The sequence below is a fragment of the Vreelandella massiliensis genome, assembly GCF_900155385.1.
GTDB classification, from domain to species: Bacteria; Pseudomonadota; Gammaproteobacteria; order Pseudomonadales; family Halomonadaceae; genus Vreelandella; species Vreelandella massiliensis.
Map to the genome: position 1 here is coordinate 190,209 of NZ_LT699745.1, position 23,636 is coordinate 213,844.

The 23,636-nt window shown below is 57.5% G+C and carries 18 protein-coding genes and 4 tRNA genes; 11 read left to right on the forward strand and 11 right to left on the reverse strand.

Annotated elements, in window-relative coordinates; all coding sequences use genetic code 11:
• Nucleotides 1–7: 7 nt before the first annotated feature.
• Together BQ9846_RS16325 and BQ9846_RS05510 are read right to left on the reverse strand one after the other, a co-directional pair.
• Entirely contained in the window at nucleotides 8–4,282 is a 4,275-nt protein-coding gene (locus tag BQ9846_RS16325; RefSeq protein ID WP_083651483.1) for an EAL domain-containing protein, read from the reverse strand.
• 181 nt (nucleotides 4,283–4,463) lie between these two features.
• Nucleotides 4,464–5,936 carry a methyl-accepting chemotaxis protein gene (locus BQ9846_RS05510; protein WP_075879635.1) on the reverse strand — a complete coding sequence of 491 codons (1,473 nt, stop codon included), beginning with the start codon at nucleotides 5,934–5,936 and terminating at the stop codon, nucleotides 4,464–4,466.
• Nucleotides 5,937–6,218: 282 nt separating this feature from the next.
• Here BQ9846_RS05510 and BQ9846_RS05515 point away from each other — a divergent pair, with 282 nt between their 5' ends.
• The 3 genes from BQ9846_RS05515 to BQ9846_RS05525 all read left to right on the forward strand — a co-directional run bounded on the left by BQ9846_RS05515 (nucleotide 6,219) and on the right by BQ9846_RS05525 (nucleotide 11,923).
• On the forward strand, nucleotides 6,219–8,615 hold the full coding sequence (locus tag BQ9846_RS05515) for a putative bifunctional diguanylate cyclase/phosphodiesterase (RefSeq protein ID WP_075879636.1): 2,397 nt from the start codon (nucleotides 6,219–6,221) through the stop codon (nucleotides 8,613–8,615).
• Between the two features lie 175 nt (nucleotides 8,616–8,790).
• Nucleotides 8,791–10,548 (forward strand): methyl-accepting chemotaxis protein, encoded by a 1,758-nt coding sequence (locus tag BQ9846_RS05520; RefSeq protein WP_075879637.1) that lies wholly within the window; start codon nucleotides 8,791–8,793, stop codon nucleotides 10,546–10,548.
• Nucleotides 10,549–10,690: 142 nt separating this feature from the next.
• Entirely contained in the window at nucleotides 10,691–11,923 is a 1,233-nt protein-coding gene (locus BQ9846_RS05525; protein WP_075879638.1) for a sensor histidine kinase, read from the forward strand.
• Here the strand turns inward: BQ9846_RS05525 and BQ9846_RS05530 are convergent.
• A complete protein-coding gene (locus BQ9846_RS05530) occupies nucleotides 11,920–12,642 on the reverse strand; it encodes a Crp/Fnr family transcriptional regulator (protein ID WP_144049382.1) in 723 nt (240 codons plus the stop codon). The genes BQ9846_RS05525 and BQ9846_RS05530 overlap by 4 nt on opposite strands.
• Before the next feature lie 293 nt (nucleotides 12,643–12,935).
• Here BQ9846_RS05530 and BQ9846_RS16680 point away from each other — a divergent pair, with 293 nt between their 5' ends.
• Nucleotides 12,936–13,097 (forward strand): hypothetical protein, encoded by a 162-nt coding sequence (locus BQ9846_RS16680; protein WP_159437907.1) that lies wholly within the window; start codon nucleotides 12,936–12,938, stop codon nucleotides 13,095–13,097.
• Between the two features lie 141 nt (nucleotides 13,098–13,238).
• On the opposite strand, the gene BQ9846_RS05535 is transcribed toward BQ9846_RS16680, so the two are convergent.
• From BQ9846_RS05535 to grxD, 7 genes are all read right to left on the reverse strand, one after another.
• Nucleotides 13,239–13,682 (reverse strand): YcgN family cysteine cluster protein, encoded by a 444-nt coding sequence (locus tag BQ9846_RS05535; RefSeq protein ID WP_160865845.1) that lies wholly within the window; start codon nucleotides 13,680–13,682, stop codon nucleotides 13,239–13,241.
• 30 nt (nucleotides 13,683–13,712) lie between these two features.
• Entirely contained in the window at nucleotides 13,713–14,018 is a 306-nt protein-coding gene (locus tag BQ9846_RS05540; RefSeq protein ID WP_075879641.1) for a YcgL domain-containing protein, read from the reverse strand.
• Nucleotides 14,015–15,160 carry a ribonuclease D gene (rnd, locus tag BQ9846_RS05545; protein WP_328585372.1) on the reverse strand — a complete coding sequence of 382 codons (1,146 nt, stop codon included), beginning with the start codon at nucleotides 15,158–15,160 and terminating at the stop codon, nucleotides 14,015–14,017. The genes BQ9846_RS05540 and rnd overlap by 4 nt, the downstream gene beginning before the upstream one ends.
• A gap of 131 nt (nucleotides 15,161–15,291) precedes the next feature.
• Entirely contained in the window at nucleotides 15,292–15,897 is a 606-nt protein-coding gene (gene recR, locus BQ9846_RS05550) for a recombination mediator RecR (protein WP_075879643.1), read from the reverse strand.
• Between the two features lie 3 nt (nucleotides 15,898–15,900).
• Complete coding sequence (locus BQ9846_RS05555; RefSeq protein WP_075879644.1) at nucleotides 15,901–16,227, reverse strand: YbaB/EbfC family nucleoid-associated protein; 327 nt, start codon at nucleotides 16,225–16,227, stop codon at nucleotides 15,901–15,903.
• A 92-nt stretch (nucleotides 16,228–16,319) separates the two neighbouring features.
• A complete protein-coding gene (gene dnaX, locus BQ9846_RS05560) occupies nucleotides 16,320–18,152 on the reverse strand; it encodes a DNA polymerase III subunit gamma/tau (protein WP_075879645.1) in 1,833 nt (610 codons plus the stop codon).
• A gap of 111 nt (nucleotides 18,153–18,263) precedes the next feature.
• A complete protein-coding gene (grxD, locus tag BQ9846_RS05565) occupies nucleotides 18,264–18,614 on the reverse strand; it encodes a Grx4 family monothiol glutaredoxin (RefSeq protein ID WP_075879646.1) in 351 nt (116 codons plus the stop codon).
• Nucleotides 18,615–18,787: 173 nt separating this feature from the next.
• Here grxD and argF point away from each other — a divergent pair, with 173 nt between their 5' ends.
• On the forward strand, nucleotides 18,788–19,705 hold the full coding sequence (gene argF, locus BQ9846_RS05570; protein ID WP_075879647.1) for an ornithine carbamoyltransferase: 918 nt from the start codon (nucleotides 18,788–18,790) through the stop codon (nucleotides 19,703–19,705).
• Nucleotides 19,706–19,755: 50 nt separating this feature from the next.
• Here argF and BQ9846_RS05575 read toward each other — a convergent pair.
• Nucleotides 19,756–19,831 (reverse strand) — tRNA-Ala (locus BQ9846_RS05575).
• A gap of 157 nt (nucleotides 19,832–19,988) precedes the next feature.
• On the opposite strand from BQ9846_RS05575, the gene uvrY reads away from it, so the two are divergent.
• The 6 genes from uvrY (at nucleotide 19,989) to BQ9846_RS05605 (ending at nucleotide 23,518) form a co-directional block, all read left to right on the forward strand.
• On the forward strand, nucleotides 19,989–20,639 hold the full coding sequence (uvrY, locus tag BQ9846_RS05580; protein WP_075879648.1) for a UvrY/SirA/GacA family response regulator transcription factor: 651 nt from the start codon (nucleotides 19,989–19,991) through the stop codon (nucleotides 20,637–20,639).
• Nucleotides 20,640–20,714: 75 nt separating this feature from the next.
• On the forward strand, nucleotides 20,715–22,529 hold the full coding sequence (gene uvrC, locus BQ9846_RS05585) for an excinuclease ABC subunit UvrC (RefSeq protein ID WP_075879649.1): 1,815 nt from the start codon (nucleotides 20,715–20,717) through the stop codon (nucleotides 22,527–22,529).
• A 93-nt stretch (nucleotides 22,530–22,622) separates the two neighbouring features.
• Complete coding sequence (pgsA, locus tag BQ9846_RS05590) at nucleotides 22,623–23,171, forward strand: CDP-diacylglycerol--glycerol-3-phosphate 3-phosphatidyltransferase (protein ID WP_075879650.1); 549 nt, start codon at nucleotides 22,623–22,625, stop codon at nucleotides 23,169–23,171.
• Nucleotides 23,172–23,241: 70 nt separating this feature from the next.
• A tRNA-Gly gene (locus tag BQ9846_RS05595) sits at nucleotides 23,242–23,316 on the forward strand.
• A gap of 10 nt (nucleotides 23,317–23,326) precedes the next feature.
• A tRNA-Cys gene (locus BQ9846_RS05600) sits at nucleotides 23,327–23,400 on the forward strand.
• 31 nt (nucleotides 23,401–23,431) lie between these two features.
• Nucleotides 23,432–23,518: transfer RNA gene (locus BQ9846_RS05605), tRNA-Leu, on the forward strand.
• Nucleotides 23,519–23,636: the final 118 nt, after the last annotated feature.

Genomic DNA, 23,636 nt, shown 5'->3' on the forward strand with positions numbered 1-23,636 from the left:
CTTAACGTCATTGGCGCTCGGTCATCAACCGTGTGTAATCCTCAAGCGTTAATGGGCGGGAGAGCCAATAGCCTTGAACAAAATCGCAGCCGTTATCCGCCAACCATTGAAGCTGCGCCTGTGTTTCGACCCCCTCGCCCACCGTACGAATTTTGAGGGCTTTTGCCATACCCAAAATGGCCATGGCAATCGCTTGGTCGCTCTCGTCATCCCCGCCCAAGCCATCCACAAAGCTTTTATCAATCTTAAGCTCCGCCAACGGCATCCGCTTTAGGTAAGCCAGCGATGAGTAGCCGGTGCCAAAATCATCCACCGCCAATTTGATGCCCGCCTCGCGCAGCTTCTCGATATTGCCAAGCGCCGAGCTTGAGCGATCCACGAGCGTGCTCTCGGTAATTTCAACCTGGACTAATGCATACGGCACGCGGTACTGGGTCAATAGACTGAAGAGGTGCGCGACAAAACGCTCCTCTTGGAAGCTGCGTGCCGACACGTTCATGGCAATGGGATACGGCGTGTTCCCTTGAGCGATCCAGGAGGCCAATTGTTGGATCAGCATAAAAGCCACGTAACGGTCAAGCTCCAGAATCAAACCGGTGGCCTCGGCAACCGGGATAAAATCGGCGGGGCTCACCTGGCCAAGCGCCGGATCTTGCCAGCGCAACAGCGCCTCGGCGCCCACGAGTTTGTCGGGGTCTGCACTGGAAAATTTGGGCTGATACACCAAGGTCAGGCGCTCGTGCTCCATGCCATCGCGCAGCCCCTGCTCAATTGCCACATCGCGCATTAACTGCTCTTGCAGCTCGGGCTTAAACAGCTCGAAGCGGTCACGCCCGTTCTCTTTTGCTCGGTACATGGCGGTATCCGCCGCTTTTGTCAGTCCGGCGACGTTTTCCCCGTCCACCGGGCAGAGCGCCATCCCGATGCTCGCGGTGACAAACAGCGAGTGTCGACGCACGTCAAACGGGCGAGCCAGCGACTCGACAATGCGCTTGGCAACCTGCTCCGCCCCTTCAATGGTGGTATCCACCAGAATAACAGTGAATTCATCACCACCGAGGCGAGCGACAGTATCCAGCTCGCGCACCAACTCCCGCAGCCGCGCGGCCACCTGAATCAACAGTTCGTCGCCCACATCGTGGCCGAGGGTGTCGTTGATACTTTTAAAGTTGTCCAGATCCAAAAACATCAACGCGCTGAGTTGCTGGGTGCGGCGGGCGTTAGCAATGGCCACCTGCAAGCGGTCCTGAAACAGGGTGCGATTGGGCAAGCCCGTTAGCGCGTCATGCGTGGCCAGGTACTCAGCGCGGCGCTGGGACTCTTTAATATGGGTAATATCGGAGAAAACGGCGACATAGAGCCGCCCATCGTAGCGGTCGGGCTCGATACAATTCAGCGTTAACCACTGCGAGAAAAGCGTACCGTCGCGCCGCTGGTTGAACACCTCGCCCTGCCAGAAGCCATGATGCTTGACCACCTCCCAAATGATGTCGCAGCTATCCCCACCTTGATCGCTCTCTCCATGGCTAAGCGCATCGCGGCGTAACAACTGGGTCAAATCATCGTCGGCCATTTCACTCGCGGAAGTACACGCTTCGGCCTTTTCCAGCCCCGCGTATAAAAATGTAGCGGCAGATTTCTCTATGACGTCGTGGGCTTCGAAACCGGTAATCCCGGTAAAGGCGGCGTTGACCGATTGCACCTGGCCGCGCGCGTTAATAACCACAATCGCTTCGCCGGCTTGTTCGTAAACCTTGGCGGCCACCTGCATTTCCCGCTCGGCGAGCTTACGCTGAGTGATGTCTTCCGCTTCGGTCAAAATGAGCTGCGGATGGCCTTCTTCATCGCGCAGCACCTGATGCACCGTGGAAAAGATTTTTTGTATGCCGTCATCGGCCAATGCATGCTCGGCCTGCACGATCGTCTGGTAGCGCAACGCTTCCAAGTCCCGCGTCCAAACCGAACCGGCAAACGCCTCAGGGAATACCTCAAACGGATTCTTGCCAATCAGATCCTGCTCTTTAAGACCAAACGTATTGAGAAACTGAGGGTTGGCAAAGGTATAGCGGCCGCTTAAATCCTTCAGCGCCAGCAGGATGCGAGTGTTCTCCATCAGCGCGTGCAGCTGCGCCTGCGACTGCTTCAGCTTGGCCTGGGCGAGACTGAGATCGGTGACATCTTTCAATGTCACGACCAGTAACTCCACGCGCCCCTCACGGCTAACGCCGGGTGTGACCACCCGTTGAAGCAAGCGCCCCTCAAACTCGATGGTTTGCTCGTCGGGCACCCCTTGATCCATCACCTGCGCTAATAGCGCGGGCAGGTCGCTTAGCGCCTCGGGCAACGTCAATCCCGTCACCGGTCGTGTCAGCGCCGTTGGGCGAAAGTTAAAGGCGTGAGCCGCCGGGGCGTTGTAGCGCTTTAAGCAGCACGCCGTATCAAAAACCAGCAGCGGAAACTCTAAGGCGTCGTAAAGGTAGGCATACTCTTCATTAAGGTGAGAAAGCTCAGCGGTTTTGTCGTTAAGCTCCTGGTTAAGGCTAATGAGCTCTTCGTTGGTCGCCTGGAGCTCCTCGTTGGACGCCTCCATCTCTTCGTTGGTGGCTTGTAGCTCTTCATTCGACGCTTGTGCCTCTTCGTTAAGCGTCTGCATCTCTCTGTTCGCCGCCGCCAACTCTTCCACCAGCGTTTGCAAGTGCTTGCGAGTGGCCGCTAGCTCTTCTTCCACGGTTGCGCCATCGGCAAGCTCAAGCGGTGCCATTAATCGATCCAAGGCGCTTTCATCGGTAGGCAGCTCAGCCACCGGTTCCAGAGGCGGCTTATCTTGCTCACGCCTCCCCCACGTTGGCATTGACGAAGGTGGTTGGCTTTTCTGGGCAAGCTCATGGTGGCCATCCCGCTTGCAAAAAATGCGTTCGCGCTGATCAAGGGGGGTAAAGAGCGATTCGGACTGGCTAATGCTTTCCGAGCGACCTAAAAACAGCACCCCTTGCGGAAGCAAACCAAAGTGAAAGCGCTGCAACACCCTGGCTTGCAGTTCTTTGTCAAAATAGATCAGCACATTGCGGCAGGTGACTAAATTCAAACGTAAAAACGGCGGGTCGCTCACCATGTTGTGCTTCGCGAATACGATCATGTCGCGCAGCGTCTTACCTACCTCAAAGCCGTCCTCATTTGGCGTGAAGTAACGCTCAAGTAGGGGTGGCGACACCTTTCTGAGCGCGGGCGCGGGATAGCATCCCCGCCGGGCGACTTCCAGCGCCGCCTCGTCGATATCCGTGGCAAAAACCTGCACAATGCTTTGGCTTTCCAGCTGCCGCTTGGCCTCCGCCAGCACCATCGCCACCGAATACGCCTCTTCGCCCGTGGCGCAGCCGGCAACCCACACCCGTACTTCACCCTCACCAGCCTCTTTGATAAGCGTATACGCTGCGCGCTCTAGCGCTTTAAAGGCATCGCTGTCGCGGTAAAACGCCGTCACGGAGATCAAAATATCGCGGGCGAGCCGATCGAGCTCGTCGGGGTCGCGTTCCGCCAGGTGAAGGTACTCGGTAAGATCTCCTTGCTGAGTGGCCGCCAAACGGCGCCGGATGCGCCGACTTAGGGTGGCAGGCTTATAGCCGGCAAAATCGAGCTGACAGCGCGCTTTTAACAGCGTGAGCAACTGATCTATGACCGTTTGCTGGCTCTCTTCGTGGTTTACCTGCTCGGCGCGAGAAAGCTTGGCTAAAAATTCGGCCATCGCTTCCGGCGGCAGCACGTAATCTCCGACGCTCGCCTGTAGCGCCGCGTGGGGCATACCGGCATATTGGGCGCTGTCGGGCGATTGCACCATGGTGATGCCCCCGGCGGCTAGAATTTCGCGCAAACCGGCCGTCCCGTCCGAGCCGGTACCCGAGAGCACAATCCCCACCGCGGCATCGCCGGCATCGATTGCCAGCGAGATGAAGAAATCGTTAATCGAGGGATTGGGAGTCAGGTGCGCCTTGGCTGGCGTCGCGTGGAACACCCCCTCTTTCATGGTGGCGGTAATATTGGCCGGCACGACGTAAATCACCCCGGCTTTTGGGGCCTTCAGATGGGTCAAACGCTCCACGTTAAGGCGCGTTTCTCGACTCAAAATATCCACCAACCGGCTTTTGTGCGCCGGTGAAACGTGCTGTAGCACGACGTAGGCCATCGGCAGCTCGGGGTCGAGGGAGCGTATCAGTTGGGTAATCGCCTCTAGCCCCCCTGCAGAGGCCCCCACTCCCACCACGATAGGCGATACCGAAACACTCATGAACAATCCTTGGGGTAGTTATCTCAGCAAAGCAGCGACGTATTTTGATCATTAGCATATTTTGCGGAACAGTCTACCTAGACAAAGCACAATAAGACACGCTTGCATGCACCACAAATGCCTACGCCCGCACAGAGGCGGGCGTATAACGCGGATACATGGGGGTTTAACGCGGCATAGCTTACGAAGGCAGTAGCCGCTGACCAGAGGGCGCACTGCTTGGCAGGGTGAATCCACTGACCGCGCGCACCAGCGTATCGGCGGTGGCGGAGAGCTGTTCGGCCATGTCGTGCGATGCTTCCACCGCCTCCCGCGAGAGCTCCAAGGCGTTGTGAATTTCATTCACACTCTGCTCCAACTCCTCGATGCCCTGGTGCTGCTGCTGGACAGCATTATCCATGCTGCTTAAGCGCTCGGCCACTTGCTCAAACCCTTTTACCAGCGACTGATTGGTTTCGCCGACTTTAACGGTTTGCGCCACGCCCTGTTTCACCTGATCGGTAGTGGCATTGATGGTCGTACGGATACGCGCGGCGGTCTCTTGCGTGTTGCCGGCGAGCTTGCGCACCTCGGTCGCGACCACGGCAAAACCACGCCCGTGCTCGCCGGCACGCGCTGCCTCAACCGAGGCGTTTAATGCCAGCAGGTTGGTTTGAAAGGTAATGTTATCGATTTCGCCCAGCATCTCGGCAATTTGGCTCGCCTGTGCATTAAGCGACGCCATCATCTCGCGCATGGCCGCCACTTGCTCGCCGCTTTCACGCGCCACTTTCTCCGCCTCACCGGCAAGCTGGCGCACGCTTTGCGACTCCTCGGCGGTTTCGCGGGTAGTCGCGGCAAGCTCGGTGGCACTGGTGGAAATCCGCTCAATCTGGCTGTTGTTACGCGTTGTCTGCTCGCGTAATTGCTCTTGAGCGCGAAAAAGCCGTTGGCTATAGGTGGTGACGTCATCTGCCGCGGATTGGGTATGGCGCAAACTCTGCGCCACTTGGTCACGCATTGTCGCGATCGCGGCCACGGCGGGAAGACGCGTTTCAGCCGCCGAGAATGCCATATCCAGCTTGCCTTCACCCGCCTGATGGGCAAAGCGGCTTACGTGTAAGCCCTCCGCCACCATGCGCGCCAGCACTTTAGCCAAGTACCCCAGTATCACGACTTGCACCACCACTGCACCGCCGTGCATCACAAGGCACGCTAATAGCTCGGCGATACCGTGAACGTCGCCACCCATTCCCATCATGCTGCTATAGAGGTCGACATAGCCCAAGTGCTGCAGCCAGGTAAATAGCGCGTGGTGAAGCGCGATGACGGCGCCCCCCACCATAATCACGCGCCAATCGCTGTACAGAATCAACGCCGAGAGCAGAATGAAAATACTGAAGTGTGCCTCGATCAAACCGCCGCTTTGCTCGATCAGTACCGCCGACCAGCCCATCATCACGGCGGCTTTCACGAAGCCGTTAACCGAATGGCCGGTAAAATGGCGCTGAAGCCAAAATGTCAGCGGTAGCGTCACCACAGCGTAGCTCACAGCCAGCAGGAGTGTTTGGGTAAAAACGCCCACAATCAGGCATAAAACGGCAATCAGCCCGAGGGGGAACCACATTAAGCGGTCGGTGTGCGCCCTATGGCGCGAAAACAAAGCGTTGGACATGGTGTTCCTCAGAGGCAGGCAATCGCTTGAACGTAGCGTCACTTGGGGTAGACGCTGATCAGCGGCTGTAAGTATTTTCCGGGCCGGCACTTTAAAAATCCTCGGCGCCATTATCAATCCTTTTTGTGATATCCATAGAAAGATTTCCCTACTTCGACTCACGCCATTTCAACGTAGGCTGGCATTGATGGCGTCGTATGATAGTTGCAGCCAATTACCTCGTTAGTTAACGGCTATGTATGTTACAAATAGAGTTTCCTCATATAACAAGACGCAACATCGATGAATGCCCTCAACCTTAAAGCCCTCCTACTGGTGACCATCGTCTGTCTCGTCGCGCTGGGTAGCGTCGTGGCGGTCGTCATGGGTGGGGCGGGACTTTGGGTTAGCGCCGCGTTGAGCGCGGTCACGATGCTGCTTGGGGGTATCGGCTTAGCCATCATCATGGCCAAACATAGCGCGCGCACCCGTGAACTCTCGCTCGCCAAGCGCCAGCTAGAGAGCCAAAACCGCCTGCAGGCACTGATTGCGCGCGGTGCCCCCTACCGCACCACCCTTGAGCACGCCTGCCAATTTCTTGAACAGCAAATTCCCGATGCCCACGCCCTGGTATGGAGTGCCCGTACCGGCGATGCCAATGGCGAGCTCATCTCGCTAAGCGCCGCCACCCCTTTGGCACAAAGCCGCGAGTTTCGCGGACACATGAAAACGCTCGTCGAACGCGGCATCGACCCGTTTTATCCGGTATTTAAGGCCATCAACCTCGCGGATAAAGAGGCTGTATCACCCATTTCGCAGCCCCTTTGCCAAACGCTTTACCAACACAGTTACCGGTCGGCTTATTTGGTACCCATCGATGCCACCCACCCCGACGAGCTTGGGGCTCTACTACTGATCTTCCCCACGCCGGGTGAGCCATCAGCACCGCAGCAACTGACGATCACCAACGCCACACGCCTGGCGCGACTTGCCCTAGAGCGCCACCAGAGCGAAGCGCAGCTGCATATTTTTGAGCGCAGCCTGCAGGCCAGCAGCAACGGCGTGTTAATCGCCGATGCAACGCAAACGGATCAGCCGATTGTGTACGCCAACCCGGCGTTTACACAGATGACGGGCTATCCCATTGAGGAGGTCAAAGGCCGCAACTGTCGCTTTTTGCAAGGCCCCGACACTCACCCCGAGCCGGTAGCGCAGATGCACCAGGCATTGAGCGAGGCACGCGCCGTCGACCTCACCGTGCGCAACTACCGCAAAGATGGCCGCCCCTTCTGGAACCAGGTGTTTATTTCACCGGTTCACGCAAGCGATGGCCAGGTCACTCACTTTATCGGCATTTTGAATGACATCTCGGAGCGTAAGAATCACGAAAACCAACTCGCTTTTCACGCCACCCACGACGCGCTGACCGGCCTGGGTAATCGCGCGCTGTTTGAAGATCATTTGCGCCACGATGTCGAGCTCGCCAAGCGTCACCAGCAGCTCATCGCCGTGCTGTTTATCGATTTGGACGAATTCAAGCCGATCAACGATACGCTCGGCCATGCCGTGGGGGACCGCGTATTGATCAACGTGGCCAAGCGCCTAGAGGCGACCATTCGGCCCTCGGATACCCTGTGCCGCTTTGGTGGTGATGAGTTTGTTCTGCTGCTGCCCGATCTAGCCGATCTCAACCAGGCCGAAGAGATCGCCGAGCGGGTGATCCATGACCTCGAACAGCCCTACCAAATTGACGACCATGAGCTGCATTTGTCAGCCAGCGTTGGTATCGCTTTAAGCGACGAGCACCTTAACAACCCCAGCGAACTCATCCAGCATGCCGATATGGCGATGTACAAAGCCAAGAAGCAGGGGCGTAATGCAATACAAACGTTCACCCATGACATTAATGCCAAATTGACGCAACGGCTGATGCTGCGCAACGATCTCCAAGAAGCGATCACACAAGAGCAGTTCAGCCTCCACTACCAGCCGCTTATCAACGCGGACGGCACCATCAAAGGGTTTGAGGCCCTGCTGCGTTGGCAACATCCCGACAAAGGCTATATTTCGCCGGGGCGTTTTATCCCCCTTGCCGAGCAAACCGGGCAAATTATCCCTCTCGGGCAGTGGGTCATGGAGCGCGCCGCACAGGATTTACTCGCCCTTTCGCCCTCGCTCCCCAACCACTGCCTTATCTCGATCAATTTGTCGCCGCTGCAGTTTCATCGCGAGGATTTTCTAAAAACGCTCGCCGCGACGTTGGAAACCACCGGCTTGCCGGCCTCACGGCTGGAGCTTGAGCTGACCGAAGGCGTGCTCATGAATGACACCCAAGGGGCAATCGCTACGCTACACGCCCTGCGCGACATGGGTATTCACGTCGCCATCGACGACTTTGGCACGGGATTCTCAAGCCTTAGCTACCTACGCCACCTGCCGGTCGACACGCTGAAAATCGATCGCAGTTTTATCACCCATCTGCCGGAAAACCGCAAAGATACCGCCGTTGTCAGCGGCATTATTGGCCTTGCCCACCACCTTGATCTCACCGTGGTCGCGGAAGGTATCGAAACCGCAGAACAGCGCCAAGCGCTCGTGGCGTTAGATTGCGATGTGTTTCAAGGCTACTTTCTTGCCCGCCCCATGCCCTTCACCGCCGTGGAAAATTGGCTCGCATCACGCAAGCCACAGCCCGCCTGACGCTAATAACTTCTGCCTATCCCAAGTATTATGTAAATAAATGGTAAAAATATTTGTTTTTTTCCTTAAGTAGCCATACATTTACGTCTTAAAACCTAGACAATAATAGAACTCCCCTGCAGTAAACTTGTACAACTTAAAATTAGGTAGTCTCATTTCACTTAGGGTAAATGTAATGCGCGATAATGGTGCCGTTACTCAGCGGGAGTACGTCCTCAGCGACGGTGACGTCCTGATCTCAAAGACCGATAGCCAAAGCCACATTCTTTATGCCAACCAGGCGTTTATCGATGTGAGTGGCTTCAGCTACGACGAACTTTACCAGTCGCCCCACAATATCGTCCGCCACCCGGATATGCCGGAAGTGGTGTTCAAGGATATGTGGGATGACTTAAAAGCGGGCAAATACTGGTCGGGCTTGGTCAAAAACCGGCGCAAAAACGGCGACCACTACTGGGTGCGGGCTAACGTGGTCCCTATCCGCGAAGGTAACAAAGTCACCGGTTTTTGCTCCATTCGTATTAAGCCCAGCAGCCAAGAAGTGGCGCACGCAGAAGCGGTGTACCGCGATATTCGCGAGCAGGGCGGACGTTATGAAGTCAAACACGGCGTTGCTTACCGCCGTTCGCTGCGCCGCCTTATGCCGATTAACGTTAACAGCATGCGGGTGAAGTCCGCTTTTTCAGCGCTTGTCGGCTTTGGCCTCTTCGGTGGGCTAGGCCTCGCCGCCGCCATCACCCTTAACCAGCTGGCACCGCAGAGCAGCGCGGCCATGGCATTTCTGGGCATAGGCGTGGTGGGTGGCCTCGGCGTAGGCGCCTGGCAGCTTTATAACGGCTTACGCCATCGGCGCTTTTTCTATAGCACCAACGACTTTGCCCTGCAGTTGGCGGCCGGCAACTTGGAAGCCAGTATTCCGCGTATCGGCAAAAGGGAGATGGATAATACCCTTGGCACCATGGATTTCACCCGTCGCTCGCTAGAAGCGCTGATCGGCGATCTTAACGAACGCGTTGAACGGGTCGGCCCCGCCGTGGAGAGTATCTCCCAGGGCAATGACGCCATGGCCTCACGGCTTGAACAACAGGCCTCGGCCGTGCAGCAAACGGCGGCCAGTGCTGAAGAGATCTCCTCCACCGTGGCGCAAAGCGCCGATAACGCTACCCAGGCCAGCAACGCCTCCGTGGGTAACGTCAACGAAGTGGACCACACCAGCGACGTGATGGGTAACCTTGCCAATGCCATGGAAGAGATCACTCAGCACGCCGATAACATGGCCGGCATCGTCGGCACGATCGACACCATTGCGTTTCAAACCAACATTCTGGCGCTCAACGCCTCGGTCGAAGCGGCGCGTGCCGGCGAGCACGGGCGCGGCTTTGCCGTGGTGGCCGAAGAAGTGCGCAAGCTCGCCAGCCAATCCGCCGATGCGGCCAAGCAGGTGCAGGGGCTGATTGATCAGGCGCGCAAAAGTATTCACGGCGGGCAAGCGCACGCGCATGAAGCCACCGACGCCATGGAAAAAATCCGCTCGGCGAGCCACCGGGTGAACGACCTGATGGGCGAAATTACCGCGGCCACCCACGAGCAGAGCGAAGGTATTCGCCAGATCAGCAGCGCCATCAACGATATCGACCATAGCACGCAATCCAGCGCTGCCAGCATGGGTACCTACAAGGAGGCCACCGCTGAACTTGGCGAGCAGATTCGCGGGCTCTCGCATAGCGCGATGGCCTTTTTAAACGAACGCCAACGTAATGCGTATCTCCAAAAGCTGCCGAGCGGCAAAGGTCAGGCCGCACTGCCTCACAGTAGGGAGACGCAAGGTCAGGCGAGAAACGCGTCGAGCCAACAAAGTCGGGGCCACCGCGAGGCAGCCGCTTCACACCGGCTAGGCCAAGACGCACCCGAAGCGGAGTGGGCTGAATTTTAACACCGGGGAAGGCGAGCCCAAGAGCGTAACCGTCTGAACTAACACTGAACTGCAAGATGAAAAGGAAGCATGTCGTGGCGGATACATCGCCACGAAATGCTCGACGAAGTGCCGTATAAAAATGGCACCAAGGATTCTAACGATGCCCACTGCCCCTCTCCCCCCGAACGAAGAGCAGCGCCTCGCGGTGCTTCACACGCTTGATATCCTCAATGACGACAGTGACCCCAATCTTGACCATATCACCGAGTTAGCCCAGGACATTTTCGCCGTTCCCACGGCATTGGTTTCGCTGGTGGATGCGAAGACACAGTGCTTTAAATCGCGTCAAGGGTTCACCCCCAAAAGCACGCCGCGTGATATCGCCTTTTGCGGCTTTGTTGTTTCCGACAATGCCCCACTGGTTGTTGAAAACGCATTGGAAGACGCGCGCTTTGCCGATAATCCGCTGGTAACGGGCGAGCCGCATATCCGCTTTTATGCCGGTGTGCCGATCTACCTGCACAACCGCTCCCTGCCGCTAGGCACGCTATGCGTGATTGACGATAAGCCCCGCCACTTTGGGCCTGCGGATCAGCGTCGCTTGGCGCTTCTTGCCTCCCAAGTGGAGGCCATTTTGCATCAGTACGAGCTCAATCAGTCGCTGCAGCAAGCGCGCGACGAGGCCGTTGCGTATTACCACGCAAAAAGCCGTTTTTTAGCCAAGATGAATCACGAGTTACGCACGCCGCTCAACGCCATCATGGGGTTCTCCGACCTTCTGCTTAAAAGCCACCGCCACCCCCTAAGCGACCCGCAGCACCGTCAAGTAAAGAAGATTCGCCGCAGTGGCGAGCACCTGCTGACACTGGTCAACGACGTCTTGGACCTCTCACGTCTCGAAGTGAATGCCCTACCGGTCAATCCCGAGCCATTGGACGTGGTGGAGGTGGTCAACGAGATCATGGATTCGTTGAGCGCCGACATGGAAGCACAGGGGCTTGCCTGCTATTTCGCCCCGATGAACCACGCGGGCAGCGAAGTAATGGCCGACCCCACCCGTCTGCGCCAGGTGCTCTACAACCTTATCTCCAACGCGATTAAGTACAACCGGCCCGGCGGTAGCGTCAAAATCTCGCTGGCGATTCAAGACCATAAAGCTCGCATCGGCGTGGAGGATAGCGGCCCGGGCATTGCTCCTGAGCAACACTCCCGGCTGTTTGAAGTATTCGACCGCTTGGACGCTGACGGCGACGCACCGGGCGGCAGTGGCATCGGCTTGCCGATTGCCAAAGAGCTTGTCAACAAAATGAACGGTGAGATGGGCGTCGAGAGCGAACCCGACAAGGGTAGCTGCTTCTGGTTTACCCTGCCGCTGGCCGACGCGAGGGCTTAACGTTTTGCGTCCGCCAACAGCCCCGCAAACGCATGAATCACCACTTCACGGTTAGCCACGGTGGCAACACGCTCTTTTTTCAAACGGCGAAGATGGCGATTGACGGTTTCCGGGGCAAGGTCAAGGTAGCTTGCGATCTCGATTTGCGATAACGGCAAGGCAAAACGGTCGGGGACTTTGCCTTGCTGTTTTAGCCTTGTCGAAAGGTCCAACAAAAAACTGGCCACTTTGTTGGCAGCACAACGCCCGTAGATAAGCTCAAAACGACGCTGGCGCTGGCGCAACTGACGCCCCATTTTCAACAGCAGTGCTTTTTGTACGCTGTGATGGCGCAAACCAAATAGCGTCAGCTTTCCATAGGGGATACGGCAGATGAAGGCCTTATCCGCGGCCAAAAATGACGAGCCCACGTGGGTATCGCCAATCGCCTCAAGGCCCACCACCTCACCGGGCAGATAGATATCCAAAAGCTGATGTGGCTGTTTGGAGTCGGCGTCCGCCACCTGCTTGATAAGCCCAGAACGCGCCATCAACAAGAAACGAAACGGTTCTCCTGACTGGACAATCACGCTGTCGTGCTCAAACGGCAATGGCCGCTCGACTAATTGATCAAACGACTCCAGCGCTTGACGCGGCAGTGCCGAAGGAAAACAAAATGCCCGCTGCCCACAAAAGTGGCAGCTCACATGCGGCATTTGTTGGCTACCTGTGCTGTTCACGCGGTCGTTTCCTTGAGGATGCAGAGTACCAGGGCGCAATTAAGCGATGAGAACCAGTCATTCACCTGAGTCCATGCGTTTTTTTACCACATTCCTCATACCCCTTCACGCTTACCCGCGCCGGTAATAATGCGGATCAACCCTTTCGCGCTCTCATGCACATTCTATGGAATTATTTTCCATATTTTTATGGAAATACTTTCCATAAAATAAAATTCCCGCTATATTACACCTAAGTCGCATATCAAAAGACACGAAGAGATACACACAAAAGGCATAACAGGAGCCTGACGATGGCATATCAAGAGAGCTTTCCCACCATTTGGGATACCCCCAGCAAGCCAAGCACCAAGCCACGTGCAAGCACGCCGAAAAGTGCCACCACCCCGCCCGTGGGTGAAGCACTGAAAGAAGCGATATGGTCCATTTGGGATACGCCAAAAGGCGCAGCGTAAAAAAGCCAAAACGGGAGGAGGCAAGAACCCGCGCTTCCACGAAGAGACGCTACTTGGCTGCGGGCTTACGAAACCGCTACAACTGCACTTGCGTTTAGAGGATCAGGGAGGGGGTAGAAGCCCGGGGAACGGAAGATCTAGCTACATCGGCAGGATGGCGATAATGTGCTCTTCGAGCCTGCTTTCCGGCACGCTATCTTGCGATACCGCAAAGCTTCGCACGCTAATGCCTTTGCGGTGGACACGCTCTGCATCGTTGCTTAGGAGTGGATGCCAGCCGGCTAATTTGCGCCCTTCCGCTACGCGCCGGTACGCACAGCTTTGGGGCAGCCAGGTAAACTCCTTCACTAGGGCCGGCGTCAATTGCGTGCAGTCGGGCACGCTATCAAAGCGGTTTGCATAATCGCTGCACTGGCAACTGTGGGTATCGAGCAGGCGGCAAGCGACGTTCAATACGGCGAGTTCCTGAGTATCTTCATCGTGCAACTTCAGCAGACAGCACTGGCCACAGCCATCGCATAGCGCTTCCCACTCCTCCCGCGTTAGCTCCTCAAGCGGGTAGCGCTCCCAGAACCGTTCTCTCATGCTCTCCCCCTTGTGCATTAGGCACAACGATTAATAGCGTGCTTCTGTCGGCGCCCGGTAAAGGTCCAGCAGATACGCCTCTTTGGCGGGCGGCATCTGGAAGTAAAAACCCTGTTCGCGAATGGCCGCCATGATATCGGCTGCTTTCACCCGCCCGAGGGGTTTATCGGGCGTGAGCAGTAGCGTCATCACCGGCACCGGCTTACCAAAACGCTCCATCAGCGCCTCGGGAACATCGGCGATACCGTGGCGCTTATCCACGTACAGATACATCTCCTCTTTGCGAGCGCTTTTCAGCACTTCACAGAGTAAGCGGTCGGGTGTGATGTCGGTCATTTTGTCTCTTCCTGCAAAACGTGTTCTTGCAAAACGTGGATAAGCGATGGATTCAGGCACTCTCCGCGCCAATCAGACGGCAGCGACAACGGCTCATTGGCCAGGGACTGCATCACTAGCTGCTCAATATCGCGGCGGCGCATCAGCACTTCCGGTGCCACGCCGAGCTCATCCGCTTGAGCGGTAATCACTTTTTTCAGCGCCTTGAAAAGCGGCTTGAACGGCGGCCGCGCCGGGTCGGGCCAAGCAGCGGGCAGTGCGTCCGCGGGGCACATGTGCGCCTGCTTGACCAGCGCCAAGAGCGCATCACCCTCTTTTTTTACCAGCGAGGGTTTAACGCCCTCTACGTTAGCCAGCTCAAAGCGATTTTGCGGCATCGCGTCAGCAATGGCGAACAGGACTTTATCGCTTACCAGCCAGTTGCGGGGTAAATCGCGCCGACGCGCTTCGCCTTCGCGCCACGTGGTCATCCGCCGGTAGGCATCTATCTGGCGGGGCGTTAAACGCCACAACTGACGCTGGCGGGTAAACCACTGCTCACTGCTATCCTCTTGCGCCTGCGCCACGACTGCTTGGCACTCCTGCTCCACCCAGTGTAGACGGCCAAGCGCGGCAAGTTTCTCGGCTTGATGCGACCACACCTTAAGCAGGTAGATCACATCCAGCGCAGCGTAGTGGCACTGCGCTTCACTCAAGGGGCGCTCTAGCCAATCGGACCGGGTCTCCTCTTTGGGCAAGGTTTCGCCAGTCCAGAATGCCACGAGCTTCTGATACCCCATGCCGGGGTTCTCGGAAAGAAACCCCTGAGCGATTTGCGTATCGATCAACGGCGTGGGTAACACCCCCGCCCAGCGCTGAAAGACATCCAAATCCTCGCTGCTCGCGTGCAGCAGTTTAGTCGCGTCATTTTCCAATAGCGCTTTAAACGCCGGCGTGCAGTCGGTGACAAGCGGGTCAATCAGATAGGCCGTTTCATCGCAGGCAAACTGAATCAGCGCGGGCACGGGGAAGAAGGAGCTCTCACGAAAAAATTCGGTATCCAGCGCGATAACGTCGGCACCGGCCATCTTTTCACAAGCGGCATCCAGCGCCTGCGGCGTGTCAATCCAGTGATAGGAGGGCGAGGCAATAGACAAAAGCAATACTTCCAAGTAAGTGGGTGGCTGGCAGGCACGCATCCGGTGCGCGCGAGCGCTTATTCGCAAGACACGAGACTAAGGTGCTACTCGCTCTAAAGTACCAGTCACTCTAAAGTACCAGTCACTCTAAAGGACTAGTCGCTGGAAAAAGGCAGCCGGCCGTTAAAGGCGCGGCTTAACGTACCGCCATCGACGTACTCAAGCTCACCGCCCATGGGAACGCCATAGGCTAGGCGCGAGAAACGTACGCCGTAATCGTTAAGCTGCGTAGCGATATAGTGCGCGGTCGCCTCCCCTTCCACCGTGGGGTTGGTCGCCAGCACGAGCTCTTTTACTTCACCACGGGCCACCAACGCCTCCAACTGTTCTAAGCCAATCGCCTCTGGCCCGATGCCATCAATGGGCGACAGGTGGCCATGCAGGACGAAGTAGCGCCCTTGAAAACCACCCGCCTCTTCGATCGCCAGTTGATCGGCGGGAGACTCCACCACACACAGGAGCGTGTCGTCACGGCGCGGGCTTTCGCAGAGGGCACATAGTTCGGCTTCGGGGAGGGGACGGCAGCGCTGACAATACCCCACCTCTTCGATCGCTTGCGCAATCGTCGCCGCCAGCCGTTGCCCGCCGTTGCGCTCACGCTCCAGCAGATGCATCGCCATGCGTTGAGCCGTTTTAGGCCCCACGCCGGGAAGCACACGAAACGCTTCCATGAGCTGTTCAACCAGGGGGGAGAAGCGCATCGCTTAAAACGGCATTTTGAAACCAGGCGGCAGATCGAGCCCCGAGGTGGCTTCTTCCATCTTCTGCTTGGAGCTGATTTCAACTTTACGCACCGCGTCATTCACTGCCGCCGCGAGCAAGTCTTCTAAAAGCTCTTTGTCTTCCTCCATGACGCTTGCATCGATATCGACATCGATCACGTCGTGGCATCCGTTCATGGTCACTTTCACCATGCCGGCACCCGCTTCGCCCAAGACTTCCGCATTGGCAACTTCTTCTTGGGCGCGCTGCATTTTTTCTTGCATCTCTTGGGCCTGCTTCATCAGGTTGCCCATTCCACCTTTCATCATGGCAGTGTCTCCATCTGTGACGATCTGAGGTTCAGTGTAAACAACAAATTGGAAAATAAGGTTGAGAGAAACCGTCGGGCGCTTGGTGCGCGTTAACGAGACGGATGCACCGGTTTAACGCTGGATTCTATCAGCTTTGCCCCAAACACCTGCTCCAGTTTCTGAATATGCGGGTCACCGCTGAGGGCCTCAACCGCGTGAGCGTGACGCTCCCGGGCTTGCCGCTCTTCGCGCTGATGCGGTGTCTCCTGCGTGGGATCAAGCTCTTCGACGTGAAATGTCACCTTCCGTTCAATGCCCTGGGCGCTTAATGCCTTGGCGATCCGGGTTTGATGGACCTCGGCCTGCATCGCGGCCTGGCTGGGCGCCAAGCGTAGCGTCAGCGTGTCGCCGTCATCGCTTTCACACTGGCAGTTGGCCGCCAAGTTGCGTGTTAGCCCGCCAAGGCCCAACGCATCAAACAGCGCCAACCATTCGGCATGGTTCAAGCGTCCGGGTTCACCTGACTGCGCTGCAGCGGCTGGCTCGGGGGCTTCGCTCTGCACGCTGAGGGGCGAGGCAGGCGGTGCTTCCGATTCAGGCTCAAATGCTGGCTGAGGCGTTGCGCTTGGCTCAAGCTCGGGCGCTAACGCTGACGCCGGCTCAGGCAGCGGCTCAGCGTCATCATTGGCCCAGGGCGGCGGCTCGGGTGTGCTCGGTGCTACGCTGGGTGCCGGCGGCTCCGGGTTAGCTGCCGCTGCGGAATTTGGCACGCCTTGCGGCGAAGGTGTCTCCCGAGAAACCGGCTGCAGCGGCAATGGCGTTTGCGGCGGCTTGGGAACGCCTTGGGGGCGAAACGCCAGCATCCGCAGTAACGTCATTTCCAACGCGCTGCGCAAATCCGGGGCATGCACCATGTCGCCACGCCCTTGAATGCCGATTTGGTAGTAAAGCTGCACGTCTTCGGCGGTAAAGCGCGAAGCCAACGCCAGCACTGTATCGCGGTCGCCGTGGCTATTATCCACCGCATCGGGCACCATCTGCGCCACCGCCAAACGGTGCAAAATCGCGGTGACATCGTCCAGTACGGCGGCAAAATCGGGCCCCTGCTCAGAGAGTTGCGACACCTCACGTAAAAGCCGCGCCACATCGATATCGGCGAGCGCCTCCACCAGCGCCAGTACGTGGCGATGATCCAGCGTTCCCAGCATGGCCGCTACGTCGCTGTGGCGAACTTCCCCTTGGCCAAAGGCAATGGCCTGATCGGTCAGGCTCATGGCGTCGCGCATGGAGCCTTCCGCCGCTTTACCCAATAGCCACAGCGCGCTCTCTTCGTACGCTACGCCCTCCGATGTGAGCACGTGCTGCAAGTGCTCGACCACGCGCTCTGGCGGCATGTGTTTCAGCGTGAACTGCAAACAGCGCGACAGCACCGTGGGGGGAAGTTTTTGCGGGTCGGTGGTGGCCAACAGGAACTTGACGTGCGGGGGTGGCTCTTCGAGGGTCTTGAGCAGCGCGTTAAAGCTACTGGTGGAGAGCATGTGTACCTCGTCGATGAGGTACACCTTGTAGCGCCCCTGCGTCGGCGCATACTGTACGTTATCTAACAGTTCGCGGGTGTCTTCGACTTTGGTGCGCGAGGCGGCGTCGACTTCAATCAGGTCAACAAAACGCCCCTCGTCAATGGCTCGGCAGCTATCGCACTGCCCGCAAGGCGTCGAGGTCACCCCTTCATCGCCACGACCGTTTGCCGTGCAATTCAAGCATTTGGCAAGTATGCGCGCGAGCGTGGTTTTCCCCACGCCACGCGTACCGGTAAAGAGGTAAGCGTGGTGCAGCCGCCCCTGATCAAGGGCATTGACCAGCGCGCGCTGCACATGGGTCTGGCCCACAAGCTCGTGAAATGTGCGTGGCCGCCACTTACGGGCCAGAACCTGATAGCTCATGGAGCGAATTTCCTTTGGCGAGCTGAAGTGCCTATGGCAACGACGTAAAAGCCGCCATTCTAGCGGCTGCGCGTAAGCCCGCCAACCGAAGACGCGAAGGCGTTACGCTATTTACGCGTTACCGCTGTTTTCGGCGCTGTTCGCCCGCTCACCCGCGGCCTTGACGAGCTTTTCCAGTTCGCCGCTCCCATGCATTTCCATCACGATGTCGCAGCCGCCAACGAGCTCGCCCTCTACCCACAGCTGCGGGAAGGTCGGCCAGTTAGCCACTTTCGGCAGTTCCGCGCGAATATCGGGATTATCCAGCACGTTGACGAACGCAAAGCGCTCACCGCAGCTCATCAGCGCTTGAACGGTTTGCGCGGAAAACCCGCACTGCGGCAGCTGTGGCGTACCTTTCATGTAGATCAAAATCGGGTTTTCGCTGATCTGCTGCTGAATGTTCTCTACCGTGGTGCTCATACCCTCTCCTCGTTTTCTGACGGTTATCTCATTGACAGCCTAATATTTGACTACGTCCTTAATACTTGACTGCTTTACTGGGCCTTAGCCGTGATGGCCATTCTACCCATGCGGCGCGCGTTGCGCATCCCCCGGTGCCTCGCTAGGATAGAGTTTTTGAGCGGAGAACGACCATGGCGGCACGCCATTTCCTGACCCTGTTGGACCTAACCCCTGACGAACTGAACTATCTCATTGCGCGCGCCATTACCATCAAAAGCAACCTAAAAGCGCAAGGGCCCAGCTACACCCCGCTCCCTAACCGCACGCTGGCGATGATTTTTGAAAAATCCTCCACGCGCACCCGGGTATCGTTTGAAACCGCAATGGCCCACTTTGGTGGCCATGCGCTATTTCTCTCACCGCGCGATACCCAACTCGGCCGCGGCGAGCCGATTGGCGATACCGCTCGCGTACTGTCTGAAATGGTTGACGCGGTGATGATTCGCACCTTCTCCCATGCCGGGCTAGAAGCGTTCGCTGCTGCGAGCGACGTGCCCGTTATCAACGCCCTGACCGACGATTACCACCCCTGCCAGTTACTTGCCGATGTCATGACTTGGACGGAGCTGCGCGGCAGCGTAAAAGGGCGCACGGCCGTTTGGGTCGGCGATGGCAACAACATGTGCCAATCGTGGATTAATGCGGCCCGTCAGTTCGATTTCAACCTGCGCATTTGCTGCCCGAAAGGATACGAGCCTAATGCCGAGATCATGGCCGCCGCCGGCGATCGCGTCACACTGACGCATGATCCACAAGAGGCGGTGAAAGACGTCGACTTAATCACCACCGATGTCTGGGCATCGATGGGGCAGGAGGAGGAGCAAGCGAAACGCGAGGCCGACTTCGCCGGCCTTCAGGTCACCGAAGCGATGCTCGACCAAGCCAAGGAGGATGTCCTGTTCCTCCACTGCCTGCCCGCCCACCGCGGCGAAGAGATCAGCGAGACGCTGCTTGACGACCCACGCGCGGTGGTCTGGCAGGAAGCCGGCAACCGCTTGCACGCCCAGAAAGCGCTGATTGAGTTTTTGCTACTCGGCAAGGTGAGCTAACAAAAAAAAACCGCCCGATATCGCAAAGGATATCGGGCGGTTTGAGAAGATGGTGGAGCCTAGCGGGATCGAACCGCTGACCTCGACACTGCCAGTGTCGCGCTCTCCCAGCTGAGCTAAGGCCCCTAAAAAGACGCTGCCTTTGGCAGCGGCGAGGATATTACGTCGCTACTTGAGCACGGTCAAGTTTTTTAGCACTAACGCCTTAGTGCTAATTCTCCTTTGCCAAACCCTATGGCACTATTTTAGCGTCTACCGCCGAAGCCATGTGCAGGAGCCCCCCTTGATCAACGTTTTAATCGCCGATGATCATCATCTGGTCAGAACCAGCATTGCTCACCTGCTTAACCAAGAGAGCGACATCCGCATTGTGGGTGAAGTCAATGATGGCGAAAGCGCGGTCGCCCAATGTCGACGGCTGCGGCCCGACGTGGTGCTAATGGATATTCGTATGCCCGGCATAGGCGGTTTGGAGGCCACTCGGCGCCTTCACCGCGGCATGGAAGACATTCGCGTGCTGATCTTAACCGCCCACATGGAGGATAACGTCGCGCGGAAAATGCTAGAGGCCGGCGCAACCGGCTTTTTGAGCAAGGGCGCCGAGCCCGCCGAGATGATCGACGCTATTCGCCAGGTCTTTCATGGCCACCGCTACATTAGCCAGGAGATCGCCCAGCGCCTTGCTCTGTCCAATGTCACCCACAAAGATAACCCCTTTGCGCCGCTTTCCCATCGCGAACTGCAAATCGCGTTGATGATTGTCAACTGCCAGCGCGTCCAGGATATCTCCGACCGACTGCACCTAAGCCCCAAAACGGTCAATACTTACCGCTACCGCCTGTTCGATAAACTCAGGGTGGGGACCGACGTGGAGTTAACGCACCTTGCCCTGCGCCACGGGCTGGTGGAGGGCTTTGAAAGCGCCGAAGGGTAATCGCAAAAAGAGCACGCTAAAAACCTGTTAAACTGCTGACCTAGCACAGACCCCGTCAGCAGAAATGGGCGATAGATGAGCTTTAATCCCAAGCAGTTCTTAACCACGGTAAGCGCCTCTCCGGGCGTATACCGCATGCTCGATGAGAGTGGCAACACGCTTTACGTCGGCAAGGCGAAGCGCCTCAATGCTCGCCTGGCAAGCTACTTTCGTGGCAACTTGAACGCCAAAACCCAGGCCATGGTCAGCCGCATTGCGGATATTCAACTGACCGTGACCCGCAGTGAAACCGAAGCGCTGCTGCTTGAACAGACACTGATCAAAGAGCTTCGCCCTCCTTATAACATCCTGCTGCGTGACGATAAGTCTTACCCCTTTATTTTTGTTAGCGACCGCCACCCCTATCCAGCCCTGGAGTACAAACGCGTCCGCCAGCGGCGCAACGACGGCCGCTACCTAGGACCGTACCCTAGCAGCGGCGCCGTACGGGAAAGCCTGGCGCTTATGCAGAAAATTTTTCGTATCCGCAACTGCGAAGACAGTGTGTTTGCTCACCGCTCGCGCCCCTGCCTGCAGTATCAAATCGAGCGCTGCAGCGCTCCCTGCGTGGCGTATATTTCTGAGCCGGAGTACCGGCGCGACGTCGAGCACGCCGTGATGTGCCTAGAAGGGAAAAGCGAGCACGTTACCCAAGCGCTAACCGACGCCATGGAAGCCGCAAGCCAAGCCCTCGATTTTGAGGAGGCGGCGCGCCTTCGCGACCAGATTCAGCAGCTGCGCCAGCTACAGCAGCGTCAATTCGTGGATAACGAGCGCGGCGAAGCCGACATTTTTGCCCTCGCCCAACGTCCCGGCGGCTTGTCGGTCTCCATCCTGAGCGTTCGCGACGGCCGCATGCTCGGCGCGCGCCACCACACCCCCAAGAATGACTTGGATTTTGCCCCCTCGACCCTGCTGACCGAGGTGGTTAGCCAATACTACCTAGGCCAGCCCCACGAAGTACCGGCGGAGGTGATTACGAGTATCGCGCTCGACGATAGCGAGCTGCTTGCCGATGCGCTTTCCCAGCAGGCGGGCAAGCGCGTTCGCGTGACCCACCAGGTGCGCGGCCACCGCGCCCAGTGGCAACAGCTGGCCATCACCAATGCCGAGCAACAATTAGCCTCTAAGCTTGCCAGCCATCAGCAGATGAGCGCACGCTTCGAGGCACTACAACAAGCGCTTGGGTTGGCGCAAATGCCCGAGCGCCTAGAGTGTTTTGATATCAGCCATAGCCATGGCGAGGCCACCGTGGCGTCTTGCGTGGTGTTTGATCAGAACGGTCCGCGCAAAAGTGACTATCGCCACTTTAAAATTGAGGGCGTCGCTGCCGGTGACGACTATGCGGCGATGGAGCAAGCGCTCACCCGTCGCTTGAAGCGGGTTAAAAGCGGTGAAACCACGCCACCGGACATACTCATCGTCGACGGCGGCAAAGGGCAGCTGAATATGGCGCGCGACGTGCTTGAGCGCTTAGGGCTTGAAACGATCACGCTGCTGGGGGTGGCCAAAGGCACCACGCGCAAAGCAGGGCTGGAAACGCTGTTTCTCTCCACGCCGGAGCAGCCGCTAGCGCTTGATTCAACGTCGCCCGCCCTGCACTTAATTCAGCATATTCGCGATGAGTCGCACCGCTTTGCCATCGCCGGTCACCGCGCTCAGCGGGACAAAGCGCGGCGCACCTCGACTCTTCAAGAGATTGAAGGCATTGGCCCCAAGCGGCGACGTGAGTTATTGCGCTTTTTTGGCGGCTTACAGGGCGTGCAAAAAGCCAGTCGGTCGGAGCTCGCCCGCGTACCAGGCATAAGTGAAGCCTTGGCTAACACGATTTATCAGGCGCTTCACGGATAAAGTGGCACCGAGCATGGATGCTGTCGCTTAAGGCGGATAGAATAGCGCCACAATCGCCCTTCTTTTTGTCTTCGGCAAGGATCGCAGCCTGCGATGAATATACCCAATATCCTCACGCTTATCAGAGTCGCCTTTATTCCGCTTTTGGTGGTGCTGTTTTACCTGCCTTTTAGCTGGAGTATGCCGCTTGCCGCCGGTCTCTTTGCTCTCGCCTCGATAACCGATTGGCTTGACGGCTACCTCGCGCGGCGCTGGAATCAGTCAACCCCGTTTGGCGCTTTTCTCGACCCGGTGGCCGACAAGCTGATGGTAGCTATCGCGCTGGCCTTGCTTATCGAGCGCTTTGACACCTGGCTACTCACGCTACCGGCGCTGGTTATCATCGGCCGCGAGATCGTGATTTCCGCGCTGCGGGAGTGGATGGCTGAAATGGGCAAGCGCGGTTCAGTCGCGGTATCCTGGATTGGCAAACTCAAAACCACGCTACAAATGGTGGCCATTTTAATCTTGATCACTTTCCCTCCGGGACACTCGCTCTCGATATTGGGCATCACCACCCTCTTTGTCGCTGCCGCGCTCACGCTTTGGTCGATGATTCAATACCTTAAAGCCGCTTGGCCGCATTTGAGCCGTTCCATGTAGGGTCGTTATAGCGACGAGATTAAGTCATTGACAAGGCAGGCGTAACGCGTATAATTCGCTCCCAAGTCAAGCGGGAATAGCTCAGTGGTAGAGCATCGCCTTGCCAAGGCGAGGGTCGGGAGTTCGAATCTCCTTTCCCGCTCCAATGACCTTGAGGCTGGATGGCAGAGTGGTTATGCAGCGGACTGCAACTCCGTGTACGCCGGTTCGATTCCGACTCCAGCCTCCATTTTTTCGTGCATCGACCCTCTCGCTGCACCGCCCGGATGGCGAAATTGGTAGACGCAAGAGACTTAAAATCTCTCGGGGGCAACCCCGTGCCGGTTCAAGTCCGGCTCCGGGCACCATGAATACACCCCTCCTGTAGCGCACCCTCTTGTATTACTGCCTCTCGCCACCCTTTTGCCTGCGCTGCCTCTTGGGTTTGTTTGCATTGAGACTATGATGTAAACGACCATTCATCGG